The following is an 18,555-nucleotide window of genomic DNA, read 5'->3' as shown; positions in this document are numbered from 1 at the left end:
TCGACTGGGACGCGCTCCGCGAGGCCGCCACCACCGCGATGGGCCGCGCCTACGTGCCGTACTCGTCCTTCCCGGTGGGCGCTGCGGCACTCACCGACGACGGCCGGATCGTGTCCGGCTGCAACGTCGAGAACGCCTCGTACGGTGTGACCCTCTGTGCCGAGTGCTCGCTCGTGTCGCAGCTCTTCATGACCGGCGGCGGCAAGCTCGTCGCGTTCACCTGCGTGGACGGCGACGGGGCCACCCTCATGCCGTGCGGCCGCTGCCGGCAACTGCTGTTCGAACACTCGGCCGAGGGCATGCTCCTCGAGACCGTCTCGGGCATCCGCACCATCGACGAGGTCCTGCCGGACGCCTTCGGCCCCCCGGACCCTCGTCACCTACCAGCAGGAGCACTGACCATGGCAGTCGAGCCCTTCGACACCGTCGACCTCATCCGCACGAAGCGCTCGCACGGCGCCCTCTCCACGCCGGAGATCGACTGGTTGGTCGACGCCTACACGCGCGGCTACGTCGGGGACGAGCAGATGGCCGCGTTCGCGATGGCGGTCTTCCTGAACGGCATGGAGCGTCGGGAGATCAAGGACCTCACCCTCGCGATGATCGCGTCGGGGGGAGCGGATGTCGTTCGGCTCGCTCGGCAAGACCACGGTCGACAAGCACTCCACCGGCGGCGTCGGCGACAAGATCACGCTGCCGCTAGCGCCCCTCGTCGCGACGTTCGGCGTCGCGGTCCCGCAGCTGTCCGGGCGCGGCCTCGGCCACACCGGCGGCACCCTCGACAAGCTCGAGTCGATCCCGGGCTGGCAGGCCGCGATCTCGAACGAGCGCATGACGGAGATCCTCGACCAGGTCGGCGCCGTCATCTGCGCCGCCGGCTCGGGCCTGGCCCCGGCCGACAAGAAGCTCTACGCCCTGCGGGACATCACCGGCACGGTCGAGTGCATCCCGCTCATCGCGTCGAGCATCATGTCGAAGAAGATCGCCGAGGGCACCGCGGCGCTCGTCCTCGACGTGAAGTTCGGCTCCGGCGCCTTCATGGAGGACTTCGAGCAGTCGAAGCTCCTCGCACAGACGATGGTCGACCTCGGCAAGGACGCGGGCGTCGCCACCTCGGCGCTCCTCACCGACATGGAGGTCCCGCTCGGCCTGACGATCGGCAACGCCCTCGAGGTCCGCGAGTCCGTCGAGGTCCTCGCCGGTGGCGGCCCTGCGGACGTCGTCGAGCTCACGGTCGCGCTGGCGGCCGAGATGCTGCGTCTGGCGGGGCAGCCCGACGCCGACCCCGCGGCGGCACTGGCCGACGGCCGGGCGATGGACACGTGGCGCCGGATGATCGAGGCCCAGGGCGGCGACGCCTCGGCCGCGCTGCCGGTCGCCGCGGAGACCCACGTCGTCACCGCGACCGAGTCCGGTGTCCTCGCCACGCAGGAGGCCCTGCCCTTCGGCATCGCGGCCTGGCGCCTCGGTGCCGGTCGTGCCCGCGCACAGGACCCGGTGCAGGCCGGTGCCGGCATCGAGCTGCACGTCAAGCCGGGTGAAACCGTCACGGCCGGCCAGCCCCTGTGGACGCTGCACACCGACGAGCCCGCGCGGTTCGAGCGCGCGCTCGAGTCGCTCGAGGGCGCCTGGTCGATCGGGGACTCCGCGCCGGAGCGTGGTCCGATCGTCCGCGAGCGGATCCAGTAGCGACGCGACCAGCAGCCGGACGGGAGGCCCGCCACACGTGCTGTGGTGGGCCTCCCGTCCGTCTCGTCCACCGTGGGGACGCGGTGGTCCGTCGTCCACGGTCCCGTGGGTCCGCGACTGCGGTGGCGCGTCCGCGACCGGTAGCCTTGGACGCATGAGCGACGCCGCCACGACCTACCGCCTGCCCGACGCCGGAGCGGTCATCAACGACCTGCCGAAGGTCTCGCTGCACGACCACCTGGACGGCGGACTCCGTCCGGCGACCGTCATCGAGCTCGCGGCGACCGACGGGGTCGACCTCCCGACCACGGACCCGGCCGAACTCGCCACCTGGTTCGCTGACCAGTCGAACTCGGGCTCCCTGGTCGAGTACCTGAAGACCTTCGACGTGACCACCGCCGTCATGCAGACCGCCGCCGGGCTCACCCGCGTCGCCCGCGAGTTCGTCGAGGACCTCGTCGCGGACGGCGTCGTCTACGGCGAGATCCGCTGGGCCCCCCGAGCAGCACCTGCAGCGGGGGGCTCACCCTCGACGAGACGGTGGAGGCCGTGCAGGCCGGCATCGAGGAGGCGGTCGACGCCGCCGGCGGGTCCATCCGCATCGGGCAGCTCGTCACGGCGATGCGGCACGCCGGCCGGTCGATGGAGATCGCCGAACTCGCCGTGCGACACCGTGACCGCGGCGTCGTCGGCTTCGACATCGCCGGGGCCGAGGCGGGCTTCCCGGCCTCGAACCACCGGGCGGCGTTCGAGTACCTCGCCTCCGAGCTCTTCCCCGTGACGGTGCACGCGGGCGAGGCCGACGGCCTCGCCTCCATCCGGTCGGCGCTCGTCGACGGTCGCGCCCTCCGCCTCGGGCACGGCGTGCGCGTGTTCGAGGACGTCACCCTGACCGACGGCGGTGACGGGTCCATGCTCGCCACGCTCGGCGAGGTCGCATCCTGGGTGCGGGACCGCGAGATCCCGCTCGAGGTCTCCCCGTCGTCGAACCTGCAGACCGGTGCGGTCGCCGCGTGGGGCGACGACCTGGCCGACCACCCGATCGACGTCCTGTACCAGCTCGGCTTCCGCGTCACGGTGAACACCGACAACCGCCTGATGAGCAACACCTCGCTGTCGAAGGAGCTGGCGCTGCTCGCCGGCACGTTCGGCTACGACCTCGACGACCTCGCCGCGTTCCAGATCAACGCGGCGCTCGGGTCGTTCCTGCCGCTCGAGGACCGCGAGGAGATCATCGCCGCGATCACCGCCGGGTACGCGGAGGCCTGATCCGATGGGGCTACCGCCGCTGCCGGACCCGGCCGTCGTGCTCGGGGCGTCCGCGTCCTCGTGGCGGGACGCGCTGCGGGCGGTCGGCGGCGCCCTCGTCGCATCGGGAGCGACCACCGAGGCGTACACCGACGCCATGACCGCCATGGTCGAGGAGCACGGGCCGTACATCGTCATCTCGCCGGGTCTCGCGTTCGCGCACGCCCGGCCGGGGTCGAGCGTCCTGCGGGACGGCCTGGCGGTCGTCACCCTGGCGTCACCGGTGGTGTTCGGGCACCCGCACAACGACCCGGTGTCGGTCGTGCTCGGGCTCGCCGTCGCGGAGGTCGGCACACACCTCGAGTCGATCGGCGCGATCGCCAACCTGTTCAACGACCCCTCGGTCACCGGACGGCTCGCTGCCGCCGCCACGGCCGGCGAGGTCCGGGCCATCATGGGAGTGACGACGGCATGAAGATCGTGACCATCTGCGGTGCCGGCATCGGCGCGAGCGCCATCCTCAAGGTCAACGCGGAGAAGGCGCTCGCCTCGCTCGGACTGACGGCCGAGGTGGTCGCGGCGGACGTCGCGTCCGTGCGGCAGGTCGCCGACGACGCCAACGTCATCCTGACGAGCCAGGAGTTCGTCGAGACCATCGGGACGACGTACGCCGAGGTCATCGTGATCCGGAACCACTTCGACCAGAGCGAGATCACGGCGGCTGTGGACAGGGCGCTCGGGTAGGGGTCGGGCCGGTACGATCGGCGCATGGTCAGCACCGACAACCCCCCTGAACGACCCCGCCGTGGACCCCTTCGACGTGGCGCGTGACGCCGCAGCCGTCATCGCGTCCCGGTCCGGCATCGAGCGGCACGACGTCGCCCTGACGCTCGGCTCCGGCTGGGGGGAAGGCCGCAGACCTCCTCGGGGAGACCGTGTCCGAGATCCCCGCGGCGGACGTCCCCGGCTTCAGCACCTCGGCCGTGCCCGGACACTCCGGCACCGTCCGCTCCATCCGGCTCGCCGACGGCCGGCACGCGCTCGTCATCGGCGCCCGCACGCACTACTACGAGGGCCACGGCGTCCGTCGGGTCGTGCACAGCGTCCGCACCGCCGCCGCGACGGGTGCCTCGGTCATGGTGCTCACGAACGGCGCCGGTGGCATCAAGGAGACCTGGACGCCCGGCACGCCGGTCCTCATCAGCGACCACATCAACCTCACCGCCGACAGCCCGCTCGAGGGCGCGACGTTCATCGACCTGACGGACCTGTACTCGGCCCGTCTCCGCGCGGTGGCGAAGTCGGTCGACCCGTCCCTCGACGAGGGCGTCTACACGCAGTTCCGCGGGCCGCACTACGAGACCCCGGCCGAGGTCCAGATGGCCAAGGCGATCGGCGGCCACGTCGTCGGGATGTCCACCGCACTCGAGGCCATCGCCGCCCGGCAGGCCGGCATGGAGGTCCTCGGCTTCTCGCTCATCACCAACCTCGCCGCGGGCATCCAGAAGACCCCGCTGTCGCACACCGAGGTGCTCGAGGCGGGCAAGCAGGCCGAGCCCGTGATCGCGGACCTGCTCGCCCGCGTGGTGGCCGCGCTGTGACCCCCCTACGACGGCCCGAGCGACGGTGCCCTCGCGGACGGCGACCTCGTCGACGGCGGCGACCTGGGGAACGGTGGCGTCCGGGGCGACAGGGACGCGCCGGACGTGCTGGCGACCGCCCGTGCGTGGATCGAACAGGACCCCGACCAGGAGACCCGCGCGGAACTGCAGGAGCTGGTCGACGCGGCGGACACGGACGAACTGACAGCACGGTTCGCCGGCCGGCTGCAGTTCGGGACCGCCGGTCTCCGCGCCGAACTCGGTGCCGGTCCGCTGCGGATGAACCGAGTCGTCGTCACGCAGGCGGCCGCCGGTCTCGCCCGCTTCCTCATCGACTCCGGTCGTGACCGCAGCGTCGTGATCGGGTACGACGGTCGCGTCAACTCGGACGTCTTCGCGCGGGACTCCGCCGAGGTCATGCGCGGCCTCGGGCTCGACGTCACGCTGCTCCCGAGCGCGCTGCCGACGCCGCTCGTCGCGTTCGCCGTCCGGCACCTCGACGTCGGGGCAGGTGTCATGGTCACGGCCAGCCACAACCCGCCGCGGGACAACGGCTACAAGGTGTACCTCGGCGGTGCGGACGCGGGCTCGCAGATCGTGCCGCCGGTCGACGCGGAGATCGCCGCCGCGATCGACGTCGTCGCCGCGGGGGGACATCCGGTCGCTCGACCGGGCGACGGACTACACCGTCGCGGACCAGTCCCTCGTGCAGGCGTACGTGGACGCCACGGCCGCGACCGTGCCGGCCCCGCTCCTCGCGGTCGAGGCGCAGCCCTCCGTCGTCTACACGGCCATGCACGGCGTCGGGTGGGAGACGGCCCGGGCCGTGTTCACGCGTGCCGGTTTCCGCGAGCCCGCGGTGGTACCCGAGCAGATCGAGCCGGACGGTACGTTCCCGACGGTGTCCTTCCCGAACCCGGAGGAGCCGGGCGCGATGGACCTGTCGATCGCGCGCGGTGCCGAACTCGGAGCGGACCTCGTCATCGCCAACGACCCGGACGCCGACCGCCTGGCGCTCGCGATCCCCGACGGTGCCGGCTCCTACCGCCGGCTCTCCGGCAACGAGGTCGGCTGGCTCCTCGGCTGGCGTGCCGCGGCCCGTGCTGCCGCCGCCGGCTCGACCGGGGTCCTCGCCGCATCGATCGTCAGCTCGCCGGCGCTGTCCCGCGTCGCCGAACAGCACGGCCTCGGGTACCGCGACACCCTCACCGGGTTCAAGTGGGTCTCCCGTGTCCCCGACCTGCTGTTCGGTTACGAGGAAGCGCTGGGGTACCTCGTCGACCCGCAGGTCGTGCGCGACAAGGACGGCATCTCCGCCGCACTCGAACTGCTGTCGCTCGCGACCGAACTCGCTGCCGACGGGAAGACCATCGCCGACCAGCTCGACGCGTTCGCCGAGCGGTTCGGGGCGTTCTCCTCCGGGCAGGTCTCGACCCGCGTCGACGACCTGTCGCGCATCGGGGAGATCATGGCCTCCCTGCGATCGTCCACGCCGACGGAACTCGGCGGCATCACGATCACCTCGGTGACCGACTTCCTGGACGGCGTCGAGGGCTTCCCGCCGTCCGACATCCTGCGCTTCGACCTGGAGGGCGGGGCGCGGGTCATCGTCCGCCCGAGCGGCACGGAGCCCAAGGTGAAGGTCTACATCGACACCGTCGCGGACACGTCGGCCGAGGCCGGCGCCCTGACCGACCGCCTGGCGGCGGCGGTCCGCCCCCTCGTGTCGTAGCGCGCTCCGCACCGCGCACGCGCACGGTGCGGGTGAACCGGCACGCGGCGCACGCGCACAACGAGAACCCGCTCGAACCACTGGATCCGATGGTTCGAGCGGGTTCTCGTTGTGTCGGTGCGACCGGAACCGGGCTCGTCCTCCACGACGGGCGGCTTCCCCGCTGGTGTCCACAGGGTGGGTGGAGTCGATCGTCGCCGGACGGGCAGCGCACGAGGCTGCAGGGATGCAACGACTCCACATCATCAGGGGTGGCACTGCCGACCCCACCGGTCGACGAGGAGCCGACCTCGTCGCGGCTGCCGACCGAGGCGTCCTCGTCCGGCTCGCTCCCGGCAGGTACGTCGAGGCCGAGCGGTGGCGAGCGGCCGACGCCCGGACCCGTCACCTCGCCCGGATCGACGCGATCGACGACCGGATCGCGCAGCGGCTCGTCGTGTCCCACGTCTCGGCCGTCGCTCTGCACGGACTGCCCTGGAGCGGGGAACTGCCCGAGGTGGTCGACGTCATCGACCCGCACCGCGAGACCGCCCAGTCGCTCCAACTGCTGCGGAAGCACCCCGGGAAGGGGCGGGCGACGCGCGTCGTCCGGACCCCGTCCGGTCGGGCGGTCACGGACCTGCTGACCACGGTCGTCGACATCGCGCTGACGCAGGAGCTCCGGCGCTCCGTCCCCGTGCTCGACGTCGCGTTGCAACGTGGCACCGACCGCGCGGCGCTCCAAGCGGAACTCAGCTCCCGGTCCGCTGTGCACGGCCGGGACCGTGCGCGGTTCGCGATCGCGTTCGCGGACCAGCGCACTGGATCGGTCGGGGAGTCCATCGCCCGGGTCGCGCTGGACGAGGTCGGGGCACCACGGCCGCGACTCCAGGTCGACTTCCAGGACCGAGCGGGTTTCGTCGCGCGGGTTGACTTCTGGTTCCCCGACCAGGGCGTCGTCCTCGAGTTCGACGGCGCGGCGAAGTACCGGGACCCGGCGCTGCGCGCTGCCGGCCTCACCGCCGAGGACGTCCTCGTCCAGGAGAAGCGTCGCGAGGACCGACTCCGACTCGTCCCGGAGGTGCGGCGGGTCGGGCGGTTCGGCTGGGCGGAGACGCAGGACACGAGCCTGCTGCGGGCACTGCTCGTGGGCCTCGGCCTCCCGCTGGAGGAGCGACGGTTCCGGACGATCCGGTGAACGACGGCAGCGGCACCGCGGGGTCCCAGCGCGGATCGGCGCCGCACAACGAAGACCGCCCCGAACCACGGATGGCCGTGGTTCGGGGCGGTTCGTGTTGTGCGGGTCCGATCGGCGCCGCGGGGCACGCCGCGCGGCCCGCGCTACGCGAGCTCGAGCAGGACGTGCCCGGAGGAGACCGTCTGGCCCACGGGGGGCGTTCAGCCCCGTGACGACGCCGTCCTTGTGCGCCTGGACGGGCTGCTCCATCTTCATGGCCTCGAGCACGACGAGCAGGTCGCCCTTGACGACGGTGTCGCCCTCGGCGACCGCGAGCTTCACGACGGTGGCCTGCATCGGCGACGCGACCGAGGAGCCCGACGCCGCGCGTCCGCCCTTGACGGCCGAGGACCGGCGCTTGGGCGGCGCGGAGGGGCCGGACGGACGACGGGCGCCACCGGAGCCACCGACGATCGACGGCATCGTGACCTCGATGCGCTTGCCCTGCACCTCGACGACCACGCTGTCACGCTCGCCGGGGACCGGGAGCTCTTCCGGTTCGCCGCTCCAGGCCGGGATCTCGTTGACGAAGTCGGTCTCGATCCACTGCGTGTAGATCGAGAACGGCGTGGCGTCGTCGGTCGCGAAGGCCGGGTCGCTGACGACCGCGCGGTGGAACGGGATGACGGTGGGGAGCCCGGCGACCTCGAACTCGGCGAGGGCGCGGCGGGAGCGCTCGAGGGCCTCGGCGCGGGTGGCGCCGGTCACGATGAGCTTCGCGAGCATCGAGTCGAACGAGCCGGAGACGACGTCGCCCGACACCACGCCGGAGTCGACCCGGACGCCGGGGCCCGACGGGGCGTTGAACACGTGCACGGGGCCCGGCGCGGGGAAGAAGTTGCGGCCCGGGTCCTCGCCGTTGATGCGGAACTCGAACGAGTGCCCGCGCGGGGTCGGGTCGGCGTAGTCGAGCGTGCCGCCCTCGGCGATGCGGAACTGCTCGCGGACGAGGTCGATGCCGGTGACCTCCTCGGACACGCAGTGCTCGACCTGGAGACGGGTGTTCACCTCGAGGAACGACACCGTGCCGTCGGCGCCGATGAGGAACTCGCACGTGCCCGCGCCGACGTAGCCGACCTCGCGGAGGATCGCCTTCGACGACGCGTACAGCCGCTCCTGCTGGGAGTCCGTCAGGTACGGCGCCGGGGCCTCCTCGACGAGCTTCTGGTGCCGGCGCTGGAGGGAGCAGTCACGCGTCGACACGACGACGACGTTGCCGTGCTCGTCGGCGAGGCACTGGGTCTCGACGTGGCGCGGCTTGTCGAGGTACTTCTCGACGAAGCACTCGCCGCGACCGAACGCGGCGATGGCCTCGCGCGTCGCGGACTCGAAGAGCTCCTCGACGGAGGCGCGGTCGCGCACGACCTTGAGGCCTCGACCACCGCCACCGAAGGCGGCCTTGATCGCCACGGGCAGGCCGACCTGGTCGACGAAGTCGAAGACCTCGGACACGTCCTGCACCGGCTCGATGGTGCCGGGGGCGAGCGGCGCCCCGACCTTCTCGGCCACGTGCCGCGCGGAGACCTTGTCGCCGAGGCGCTCGATCGACTCGGGCGACGGGCCGATCCAGGTGAGTCCGGCGTCGATGACGGCCCGGGCGAAGTCGGCGTTCTCGGCGAGGAAGCCGTAGCCCGGGTGGACGGCGTCGGCACCGGAGCGGCGGGCGACCGAGATGATCTTCTCGATGACCAGGTAGGTGTCGGCGCTCGTGGTGCCGTTCAGCGCGTAGGCCTCGTCGGCGAGGCGTGCGTGCAGGGCGTCACGGTCCTGGTCGGCGTAGACCGCGACCGAGGCCTTGCCCGCGTCGCGGGCCGCGCGGATGATGCGGACGGCGATCTCGCCGCGGTTCGCGATGAGGACCTTGCTGATGCGGGGCATGGAACATCAGCGTATTCGTGTGCCGAGGTCGTGTTTTGACCGGCATCCACAAGAAACCCCTCGGGATGCAGGTGGATGTCTACAGCGCCCAGAGGTCGTGCCAGGCGAGCCCGAAGCCCCGGAGGAGCATCGACCGGAGCACGGGGAGCGAGAGTCCGACGACCGCGGACGGTGTCCCGTCGATCCGCGTGATGTAGGCGGCCGCCCGGCCGTCGATCGTGAACGCGCCGGCCACCTCGAGGGGCTCGCCCGTGGCGACGTAGGCGTCGATCTCCGCCGGGGACATGTCGTCGGCGAAGGTGAGGACGGCGCTGTCGACCGCGACCACGCGGTCGCCGTCGACGACGAGTGCCGACCCGCCGGGCGCGACGGCGCCCAGCGACGGGACCGCGTCGGTCGACGCCGACGTCCCGGACCCGGTCCGCGCCGGTGCTGCGGGTCGGACGGGAGGCTCGTCATCCGCCCGCCCCGCGCCTCCCGGCCCCGACACGGCCGGTCCGCTGCCGGCCCGCCGGTCGATGACGCAGTGGCCGCTCCACAGCGTCCCGCCACCGGCGGCGAGCATCTGTCGCCAGCGCTCCCGGGCGACCTCCGGGTCGTGCGGCTTGCCGTACAGCTGCCCGTCGACCTCGAACGCCGAGTCGCCGCCGAAGACGATGCCGTCGAGCGGAGCCCCGCCGTCGACCGCCACCGAGCCGTCGGCGACCGCGGTGGCCTTGGCGACCGCGAGCAGCGCCACGAGCTCCGGTCCGGTGAGGTCCCGCCCGAGCCGCTCCCGTTCCGCGGCGCCCACCGCGTCCTCGTCGACGCCCGGCGACACGAGCACCGGCTCGATCCCGGACTGCGCCAGGAGCGCACGACGGGCGGGGGAGGTGCTCGCGAGGTACAGACGCATGGGAACATCGAACCATGGGTGAATCCGTCGGCACACTGCTCGAACTCGACGTCACCGGGATCGCCCACGGCGGCATCTCGGTGGCACGGCACGAGGGACGCGTGGTGTTCGTCACGGACGCCGTCCCCGGGGAGCGGGTCGTCGCCCGTGTGTCCGAGGACCGGAAGAAGTCGTTCTGGCGCGCTGACACGGTCGAGGTCCTCGAGCCGAGCGAGCACCGCGTCGACCACGTCTGGCCGGAGGCGGCCCTGGACCGTGACCCCGCCGTCCGCCCGGGCGGCGCCGAGTTCGGGCACATCGCCCTGGCCCACCAGCGGACCCTGAAGCGGGACGTCCTCGTCGACTCGTTCTCGCGGTTCGCCCGGGTCGACCTCGACGACCTGCTCGGCACGCCCGTCGTCGTGGAGTCGGCGCCCGGCGACGACGAGGCGGACGGCCTCGGGTGGCGCACCCGCATCCGGCTGCACGTCGACGCCGACGGCACGCCCGGCCCCTTCGCTGCGCGGTCGCACACCGTCGTCCCGGTCACCTCGCTGCCGCTCGCGACCGCTGCCGTGCAGGCGTCCGCACCGATCGCCCGCGGCTCGATGCCGGGGGGCGGAGGTCGTCGACGTCCTCAGCCCGAGCGGCTCCGAGGGAGCCCGGCTCGTGGTCGACGCCCAGCGCCCGACCGTCGTGCACGAGGTCGTCGGCGACCGGACCTTCGCCGTGGACGACACCGGCTTCTGGCAGGTGCACCGGGCGGCGCCCGCCGTCCTCACCGCCGCCGTGCACGACCTGGTCGACCCCGCGCGCCTGGACCCGGAGGGCCAGCACCTCGACCTGTACGGCGGCGTCGGCCTCCTCGCCGCCGCGCTCGCCGACCTCGCCGGGCCGCGTGCCCGGGTCACGAGCGTCGAGAGCGCGACCCGGGCGACGGAGCACGCGCAGGAGAACCTCGCCGAGTGGATCGGTGCCCGTGCCGAGACCGGCCGGGTCGATCGTTGGTTGGCCCGCACGGTCGAGCACGCCTCGCGTCCGGAGCGTGACCGCTTCCGCGCCGGCACCGTGGTGCTCGACCCGCCCCGAGCCGGTGCCGGTCGGGACGTCGTGGTGTCCGTCGCGGCGCTGCAGCCGGCCCAGGTCGTCTACGTCGCCTGCGACCCGGTCGCACTGGCACGGGACGTGGCCACCTTCGCCGACCTCGGCTACCGACTGGAGGCCCTGCGCGCCTTCGACCTCTTCCCGCACACCCACCACCTGGAGGCCGTGGCCCGTCTGGTGCCGGTCGCCTGAGCCGGTCGGCGCATCCGGCCCGGCACTTCCGTCGCGGGGTACGAAGCTGACCCTGACCTGGGTATCCTTGGTGTCTGGACGGCCGTCGGGACAGGGCCCGGTGCGTCGTCACAACGAGAGGCAACCGTGGGAGACACCACCAGCACATCGACCGGCACGACAGGGACTGCCGGTCTCGGGACACGACCGGTCCGGGTCGCGGTCGTGGACGACCACGAGTCGGTCCGACTGGGCATCCAGGCCGCCTGCCAGAACGAGGGGTTCGAGGTGGTCCTCACCGCCGCGAGCGTCCCGGAGTACATCGCACAGCTCGGCGGACGCGAGGTCGACGTCGTCGTCCTCGACCTGTCGCTCGGTGACGGCTCGACGGTGACCGAGAACGTCAAGGGCGTGCAGGGCACCGGCTCCGCCGTCCTCGTGCACAGCATCGCCGACCGCGTCGCGAACGTGCGCGAGGCACTGGCGGCAGGGGCCGCCGGCGTCATCCCGAAGTCCTCCGCCACGAAGACCGTGATGGCGGCCGTGGCGACCGTCGCTCGTGGCGACGTCCTCAACAACCTCGAATGGGCGAGCGCGATCGACGCCGACCGGGACTTCGCGAAGGCGCAGCTCGGCCGACGTGAGCGGGAGATCCTGCACCTGTACGCATCGGGGCTGCCGCTCAAGCTCGCGGCCCAGCAGCTCGGCATCGGGTACTCGACCGCGCGGGAGTACCTCGACCGCATCCGCGTGAAGTACGTCGAGGTCGGCCGTCCGGCCCCGACCAAGGTCGACCTGCTCCGTCGTGCGGTGGAGGACGGGATCCTGCCGGGGCTCGACTCCGGCATCGACCCCGACGGCGATGGCCGCTGACGACGTCTGCGCCCGGCGGTCCTCGTGACGGCCGAGGCGGTCGTCACGTCGACCTCCACCATGGCGGACCCGTCCCGGTCCGTGCGCGCCACGATCACGCAGGCGTCCCTGGACCGGGCGTTCACGATCCTCATGGCGATCGCGGCGATCGGGTTCGGCGCGGTGAACACACCGTCGCTGTTCAAGCAGCTGCCGTTGCTCGATGCGTTCTGGGCGCCGGCGACGACCATCGTGGTCGGGCTGTCGCTCCTGGCGGTCGGCGCCTCGGCGTTCGCGCAGCGGTGGGCGCAGCCCGCGCAGATCCTCTGCGCGCTGCTGTTCTTCGTCGCGCTGGTGACCTTCCCGCTGACCGTCCGTGAACCGCTCTCCGCGGCCGAGATCCCGTGGCCGTGGTGGCTCTGCAACGTCGGCACCATCGCCGCGTCCCTCAGCTTCGCCACCTGGCGGGCGGCCGTCTACAACGCGCTCGTCCCGATCGTGTACATCGTGCTGCGGTTGTCGCCGGCGGGTGGGGCGGTCGGCCTCCAGCGCGCGCTGCTCGACGGCGTGTACACCGCCGTCCTCGGCACCGCGGCGCTCGTGCTCATCGTGGTGCTGCGCCGGGCCGCCGCGGCCGTGGACGTCGCCCAGGCGACCGCGGTGCGCCGCTACTCGCGGGCGATCCGCGAGCACGCCACCGAGGTCGAGCGCGTCCAGGTCGACGCGATCGTGCACGACAGCGTGCTCACGACCCTGCTGTCCGCAGCCCGGGCGGACACGCCCGAGGCGAAGACACTCGCGGCCCGGATGGCACGCAACGCGATCGACCACCTCGCCGCCGCGGCCGCGGACGGCCCGGGGGGAGGACCCGGCGGTGCCGTTCTCCGCACTCCGGGACCGGATCGTCACCTCGGTGACCACGCTCGCCGCTCCCGTCGAGGTACGCAGCGTCCCGTCCGACGGACCCGCCGTGCCGACCTCCGCCGCCGACGCCCTCGCGTCCGCCGCACTGCAGGCAGCGGTCAACAGCGTCCAGCATGCGGGGACGGACGCGCACCGGTGGGTGACGATCGACGCCGCGGGCGGCAGGGTCCGGGTCGAGGTGGCCGACGACGGTGCCGGGTTCGACCAGCGGACGGTCCCCGCCGAGCGACTCGGCGTCCGGCGGTCGATCATCGAGCGGATGGCGGCGGCAGACGGCGTCGCCGAGGTCCTGTCGGCGCCGGGGTCCGGGACGCGTGTCGTGCTCCGGTGGCCCGCGCCGCAGCCGGCCCTCGGGACGGAGGGACTCCGGTGAGGGCGTCGGTCACGGCCGGCAGCGCGACCGGGCTCGCCGCGTTGTTCTCGCTCGTGCACCTGGTGCTCGCCGTGTCCACGCTGCCCACCGACCCCGCCGACGCTGCCCGTGTCGTGTCGTGCATGGTCCTCTACGCCGCGGCCACCGCACTCGCGCTGTTCGTGCGCGGATCGGTGTTGCCGGTGTGGGTCGCGTGCTTCGCGCTCGCCACCGCGATCGTCATGCCCGTCGTCTGTGCGCCGGCGGTCGACCTCAGCGTCGCACCGACCTACTCGACGTGGTGGATCGCGGCGGTCGGCACGCTCATGGTCGTGCTCGCCGTCCGGCAGCGTGGCCCGTTCGCCTGGGCCGGAGTGCTGTTCTGCACCGTGCACTCGGTCGCGTGGGCCGGGCCCGGTGCGCTCGGCGAGCTCGGCGCACTCGGTAGCGTCATCTGGCTGTCGGTCGCGACCGGCTTCGCGATCGCGATGAACCACGCCAACCGGATCACCCGGGACTTCGTCCGGGCCGAGCAGGAGACGGTCGACTGGCAGGCGGCGCAGGACGCGCACGTGTCGGAGCGTCAGGTGCGCCTCGGGCAGACCACCCGGATGGCGCTGCCGATGCTGCAGCGCATCATCGACACCTGCGGCGACCTCGACGCGGACGAGCGCGCGGAGAGCTTGCACCTCGAGCAGGCGATCCGGGACGAGATCCGTGGACGCTCCCTGCTGTCCGACGGCGTCCGGGGCGAGGTGATGCGCCTCCGTCGCCGGGGCGCGGTCGTCCAGCTGCACGACGACGGCGGTCTCGACGACCTCGACGCGACCGAGCTGGCGCGCGTGCATGCCGAACTCGCGGACGCACTGCGGCGTGCGTTCGCTGCCCAGGCGGACAACGTGATCGTGCGGACCGTCCCGGACGGCGCCGACGAAGCCGTGACGGTGGTCGGGCTGCGTCTCGACGCGGCGGAGAGCGAGTCGGCGGCCCTGGGCGCGGCGGACGAGGACGACGACGAGGACGACGACTCGGTGGCGCTCTGGCTGGAGATCCCGCGGGCGGCGCCGGTGACCGCGAGCGGCGCGTAGCCGTACCGCCGCGGGCTCGTGTCGGCACTGCCGCAGGTGCGGGGGGCGCACTACCGCGGGCGCAGCACTGCCGCAGGCGCGCCCACACTGCTGCACGGGGTGCCGGAAACGGGAACGGGCCGGTCGGAGCTACCGACCGGCCCGTTCGCGACCCGAGTCAGAGCGACAACCCGAATATCGCCCTGACTCGTCACGGTGGTGGCTTCGTACCCTAGTCGGCCACCGACCGCCGATGCACTTCATCGAAGAACACCGAACAGGGACAATCCTGCCCGCACCGCCGCGGGGTGTCAGTCGTCATTTCGGGGGGACAATTGCGCGGATCTGCGCGGATCGGCGGCCCATACGTCCCCCCGAGTGAGGGGAGACGGAACGGTGTGTCGCCGCCGCTGACCCCGACGGGACGCGCACCTGGGCGACAGCTGTCGACCGGCTGCACTCGGGGTACACGCGGGTCAGCGGAGTGACCGACTCCACGTGCCCTGGTGCAGAGGGACGCGCATGCCGCGGGCGGAGGCGTCCCACCCCGACCGCGGCGAGTCCTCGGCGCGAGCGCGCCCGGCGGCCGCGGCCTCGTCGGCCTGGCGTTGCAGCACCGCGATGACGGCGGCGAGCTCCTCCGGCGTCGGGTCACCTGCGACGACCCGGACGTCCGCGACCGACGCGGGGGGCGTCAGCGGGGACGGCGGCAGCGTGACGCGCGGTCACAGCGGGATGTTCCCGTGCTTCTTCGGCGGCAGGCTCGCCCGCTTGCCCCGCAACGCCCGGAGCGCCTTGATGACCGAGACCCGGGTGGCGTGCGGCTGGATGATGCCGTCGAGCTCACCGCGCTCGGCAGCCAGGTACGGCGACGCGACGTTGTAGGTGTACTCGTTCGCGAGCTTCGTCCGGACCGCGGCGACGTCCTCGCCGGCCTCCTCCGCCCGCTTGATCTCGCTGCGGTACAGGATGTTCACCGCGCCCTGACCGCCCATGACGGCGATCTCGGCGGTCGGCCACGCGAGGTTGATGTCGGCACCGAGCTGCTTCGAGCCCATGACGATGTAGGCGCCGCCGTAGGCCTTGCGGGTGATGACCGTGACGAGCGGCACGGTCGCCTCGGCGTACGCGTAGAGCAGCTTCGCGCCACGGCGGATCACGCCGGTCCACTCCTGGTCGGTGCCGGGCAGGTAGCCGGGCACGTCGACGAGGGTGAGGATCGGGATCCCGAACGCGTCGCAGAAGCGGACGAAGCGCGCGGCCTTCTCGCCGGCGTCGATGTTCAGCGTGCCGGCCATGGCCTGGGGCTGGTTCGCGATGATGCCGACGGTACGACCCTCGACGCGGCCGAAGCCGATCATGATGTTCGGCGCGAAGAGGGGCTGCACCTCGAGGAACTCGCCGTCGTCGACGACGTGCTCGATGATCGTGGTGACGTCGTAGGGCTGGTTCGTCGAGTCGGGGATGACGACGTCGAGCTCGCGGTCGGCGTCGGTCGTCTCGAGTTCCGGTGCGACGTCGTAGCTCGGCGGGTCCGACAGGTTGTTGTCCGGCAGGAAGCCGATGAGCGACCTCGCGTAGTCGAGCGCGTCGGTCTCGTCCTCGGCCAGGTAGTGCGCGACACCGGAGACGGCGTTGTGCGTCTGGGCGCCGCCGAGCTCCTCGAAGCCGACGTCCTCGCCCGTGACGGTCTTGATCACGTCGGGCCCGGTGACGAACATGTGGCTCGTCTTGTCGACCATGATCACGAAGTCGGTGAGGGCGGGGGGAGTAGACCGCTCCGCCGGCCGCGGGCCCCATCACGATGGAGATCTGCGGGATGACCCCGGAGGCCGCGGTGTTGAGCCGGAAGATCTCGCCGTACTTGCCGAGCGCGACCACGCCCTCCTGGATGCGGGCGCCGCCGGAGTCGAGGATGCCGATGATCGGCACGCCGGTCTTCAGGGCGTGCTCCATCACCTTGACGATCTTCTCGCCGGCGACCTCGCCGAGGGATCCGCCGAAGACGGTGAAGTCCTGCGCGTAGACCGCGACCTGACGGCCGTGGATCGTGCCGTGTCCGGTGACGACCGCGTCTCCGTAGGGGCGCTTCGACTCCATCCCGAACGCGAAGGTGCGGTGGCGGACGAACTCGTCGAGCTCGACGAAGGAGTTCTCGTCGAGGAGCTGCGCGATGCGCTCCCTGGCGGTCATCTTGCCCTTGGCGTGCTGCTTCGCGATCGCGGCCTCGCCAGCGGCGGTCACGGCTTCGTGGTACCGGTCGCGGAGGTCGGCCAGACGGCCGGCGGTCGTCGAGAGATCGGGGGGTGTCTCCTGTGGTCACCCGCTCACCCTACCGGCGGTCCCGACCGCATCCGTTGGAGGACCCCCACGGTTCCGCGCCGTAGGTTTGCGTGCATGTCCACACCGGTCGCGCCCTCGTTCCCCCCGTGCCCGTGCCCTCGTCGAAGCGGCCGGAGCGACGTTCGTGGTGCACGCGACGACGGGTTCGACGAACGCCGACCTGCTCCGTGACGCACCCGGCCTCGCGGACGGCAGTGTCGTCGTCACGCTCGACCAGACCGCGGGGCGGGGCCGACTCGACCGCTCCTGGGTGGCACCGGCGGGGCAGACCCTCGCCGCCAGCGTGCTCGTGCGGGCGGGACTCGAACCCCGCGACCGCGGGTGGTTGCCGCTCGTGGCCGGCGCCGCGGTCCGGGACGCGGTCGCCGAGGTCCTCGCCGGTCGGGCACCGGAGCAGGGGCAGCCGGACGAGCCGGTTCGGTCGACCGGGCAGCGGGTCCTGGTGAAGTGGCCGAACGACGTCCTCGTCGACGGCCGCAAGGTGTCCGGCGTCCTCTGCCAGGTGGCGTCCGACGGGTCCGTCGTCGTCGGCGTCGGCGTGAACACGACGATCCCGGTGGAGGCCCTGCCCACCCCGACGGCGACCTCCCTGCTGGTCGCCGGCGCGACCGAGCCGGCCGCAGTGCTCGCCGACACGGTCCTGGCGGACCTCTGGACGGGCCTCCAGGACGCGGTGTCGGGGCTCGCCGCCGGCGGGGCGGCGGCCGAGGCGGTCCGCTCCCACGTGCGGGCGGTCTGCGGGACCGTGGGCCAGCAGGTGCGGCTCGAGTTGCCCGACGGCTCGACGGTCGAGGCGGACGCCACCGGTGTCGACGACGACGGGCGCATCACGATCCGGGACCGGAGCGGCGTGCCCAGGGGCGTCGCGGTGGGGGGACGTCACCCACCTGCGCTATGCATGACGGCATGACCGACGAACCGCCGCCCGAGCTGGTCGTGGCGCGGCTCCGACCGCACGCCCGACGGCTCGTCCGTCCGGCGGTGACGGTGGTGCTCGCGGCCGCGGCCGGCGGGTTCGGCTTCGGGGTGTTCCGGGCCGAGCTGGCCTGGCTGAACGTGGTGGTCGCCGTGGTGGCCCTCGCGCTCGTCGTGCTCGGCGGGGTCGTCCCGCTCCTGCGCTGGCTGTCGCAGCGGTACGTCGTCACCACGAGGCGACTCGTCGTCGTGCAGGGTCTCGGGACGCGCACGAGGCGTGAGCTCCTGCACTCCCGCGGGTACGACGTGACCGTGCGACGCCGTGGTGCGCAGGGCCTGTTCCGGTCCGGGGACGTACTCGTGTTCCCGGGGGGACGACCCCGCGCTCGTGCTCGCCGACGTCCCGCACGCCGACCTCGTGGTCGCGGTGCTGCACGACCTCGTCGAGGCGCACGAAGCCCGTCGTCGGCACCGGGAACCGGACTGGGACGACATCGTCAGGGGCACCGCACCGCGCGACGCGTGAGTGCTCCGTGGGTCGGGTGGCCGGCCGCGCGGACCACCGTCACGTGGACCGGCCCGGGAACCG

The 18,555-nt window shown here is 72.7% G+C and carries 11 protein-coding genes and 9 pseudogenes; 16 read left to right on the top strand and 4 right to left on the bottom strand.

Features of this window, described 5'->3' with window-relative positions; translation table 11 throughout:
- Nucleotides 1–38 precede the first annotated feature (38 nt).
- The 8 genes and pseudogenes from DEJ15_RS13375 to DEJ15_RS13340 all read left to right on the top strand — a co-directional run.
- Nucleotides 39–365: pseudogene (locus DEJ15_RS13375) on the top strand (cytidine deaminase); the annotation flags it as partial.
- 36 nt (nucleotides 366–401) lie between these two features.
- Nucleotides 402–1,689, top strand: a pseudogene (locus DEJ15_RS13370) (thymidine phosphorylase).
- Nucleotides 1,690–1,843: 154 nt separating this feature from the next.
- Nucleotides 1,844–2,958 (top strand): annotated as a pseudogene (locus tag DEJ15_RS13365) (adenosine deaminase).
- A gap of 4 nt (nucleotides 2,959–2,962) precedes the next feature.
- The gene (locus DEJ15_RS13360) at nucleotides 2,963–3,412 is read left to right on the top strand and encodes a PTS sugar transporter subunit IIA (RefSeq protein ID WP_110824548.1); all 450 of its coding nucleotides are present in this window, start codon (nucleotides 2,963–2,965) and stop codon (nucleotides 3,410–3,412) included.
- Nucleotides 3,409–3,681 carry a PTS sugar transporter subunit IIB gene (locus tag DEJ15_RS13355; protein WP_110824547.1) on the top strand — a complete coding sequence of 91 codons (273 nt, stop codon included), beginning with the start codon at nucleotides 3,409–3,411 and terminating at the stop codon, nucleotides 3,679–3,681. Before DEJ15_RS13360 ends, DEJ15_RS13355 begins: the two co-directional genes overlap by 4 nt.
- A gap of 16 nt (nucleotides 3,682–3,697) precedes the next feature.
- A pseudogene (locus tag DEJ15_RS13350) lies at nucleotides 3,698–4,538 on the top strand (purine-nucleoside phosphorylase).
- Between the two features lie 63 nt (nucleotides 4,539–4,601).
- A pseudogene (locus DEJ15_RS13345) lies at nucleotides 4,602–6,270 on the top strand (phospho-sugar mutase).
- Between the two features lie 226 nt (nucleotides 6,271–6,496).
- A complete protein-coding gene (locus DEJ15_RS13340; RefSeq protein WP_146232868.1) occupies nucleotides 6,497–7,447 on the top strand; it encodes a hypothetical protein in 951 nt (316 codons plus the stop codon).
- 143 nt (nucleotides 7,448–7,590) lie between these two features.
- Here DEJ15_RS13340 and DEJ15_RS13335 read toward each other — a convergent pair.
- Nucleotides 7,591–9,364: pseudogene (locus tag DEJ15_RS13335) on the bottom strand (acetyl/propionyl/methylcrotonyl-CoA carboxylase subunit alpha).
- Between the two features lie 79 nt (nucleotides 9,365–9,443).
- Nucleotides 9,444–10,259, bottom strand: coding sequence for a Maf family protein (locus tag DEJ15_RS13330; RefSeq protein ID WP_110824543.1), 816 nt, complete (start codon nucleotides 10,257–10,259; stop codon nucleotides 9,444–9,446).
- 14 nt (nucleotides 10,260–10,273) lie between these two features.
- On the opposite strand from DEJ15_RS13330, the pseudogene DEJ15_RS18680 reads away from it, so the two are divergent.
- The 5 genes and pseudogenes from DEJ15_RS18680 to DEJ15_RS19645 form a co-directional block, all read left to right on the top strand.
- Nucleotides 10,274–10,372 (top strand): annotated as a pseudogene (locus DEJ15_RS18680) (hypothetical protein); the annotation flags it as partial.
- Between the two features lie 535 nt (nucleotides 10,373–10,907).
- The gene (locus DEJ15_RS18675; protein ID WP_349814713.1) at nucleotides 10,908–11,534 is read left to right on the top strand and encodes a class I SAM-dependent RNA methyltransferase; all 627 of its coding nucleotides are present in this window, start codon (nucleotides 10,908–10,910) and stop codon (nucleotides 11,532–11,534) included.
- A gap of 126 nt (nucleotides 11,535–11,660) precedes the next feature.
- Nucleotides 11,661–12,386 (top strand): response regulator transcription factor, encoded by a 726-nt coding sequence (locus DEJ15_RS13320; RefSeq protein WP_181419566.1) that lies wholly within the window; start codon nucleotides 11,661–11,663, stop codon nucleotides 12,384–12,386.
- A 355-nt stretch (nucleotides 12,387–12,741) separates the two neighbouring features.
- A complete protein-coding gene (locus DEJ15_RS18670; RefSeq protein ID WP_349814893.1) occupies nucleotides 12,742–13,662 on the top strand; it encodes a sensor histidine kinase in 921 nt (306 codons plus the stop codon).
- Complete coding sequence (locus tag DEJ15_RS19645) at nucleotides 13,617–14,729, top strand: DUF8320 family protein (protein ID WP_502866173.1); 1,113 nt, start codon at nucleotides 13,617–13,619, stop codon at nucleotides 14,727–14,729. The genes DEJ15_RS18670 and DEJ15_RS19645 overlap by 46 nt, the downstream gene beginning before the upstream one ends.
- Nucleotides 14,730–15,184: 455 nt before the next feature.
- On the opposite strand, the gene DEJ15_RS13310 is transcribed toward DEJ15_RS19645, so the two are convergent.
- Both DEJ15_RS13310 and DEJ15_RS13305 read right to left on the bottom strand, forming a co-directional pair.
- On the bottom strand, nucleotides 15,185–15,406 hold the full coding sequence (locus tag DEJ15_RS13310; RefSeq protein ID WP_284176212.1) for an acyl-CoA carboxylase subunit epsilon: 222 nt from the start codon (nucleotides 15,404–15,406) through the stop codon (nucleotides 15,185–15,187).
- 27 nt (nucleotides 15,407–15,433) lie between these two features.
- Nucleotides 15,434–16,985 (bottom strand): annotated as a pseudogene (locus tag DEJ15_RS13305) (acyl-CoA carboxylase subunit beta).
- Between the two features lie 193 nt (nucleotides 16,986–17,178).
- Between DEJ15_RS13305 and DEJ15_RS13300 the strand changes: the two are divergent.
- From DEJ15_RS13300 to DEJ15_RS13295, 3 genes and pseudogenes are all read left to right on the top strand, one after another.
- Entirely contained in the window at nucleotides 17,179–17,961 is a 783-nt protein-coding gene (locus DEJ15_RS13300) for a biotin--[acetyl-CoA-carboxylase] ligase (protein ID WP_284175127.1), read from the top strand.
- Nucleotides 17,946–18,302 (top strand): annotated as a pseudogene (locus DEJ15_RS19640) (PH domain-containing protein); the annotation flags it as partial. The gene DEJ15_RS13300 and the pseudogene DEJ15_RS19640, both read left to right, overlap by 16 nt.
- Before the next feature lie 52 nt (nucleotides 18,303–18,354).
- Complete coding sequence (locus tag DEJ15_RS13295) at nucleotides 18,355–18,492, top strand: hypothetical protein (protein WP_284175126.1); 138 nt, start codon at nucleotides 18,355–18,357, stop codon at nucleotides 18,490–18,492.
- Nucleotides 18,493–18,555: the final 63 nt, after the last annotated feature.

Source organism: Curtobacterium sp. MCJR17_043, assembly GCF_003224315.2.
GTDB lineage: Bacteria > Actinomycetota > Actinomycetes > Actinomycetales > Microbacteriaceae > Curtobacterium.
Note: the sequence above shows the minus strand (reverse complement) of the source record. Positions and strands in the feature narration are given on the sequence as shown.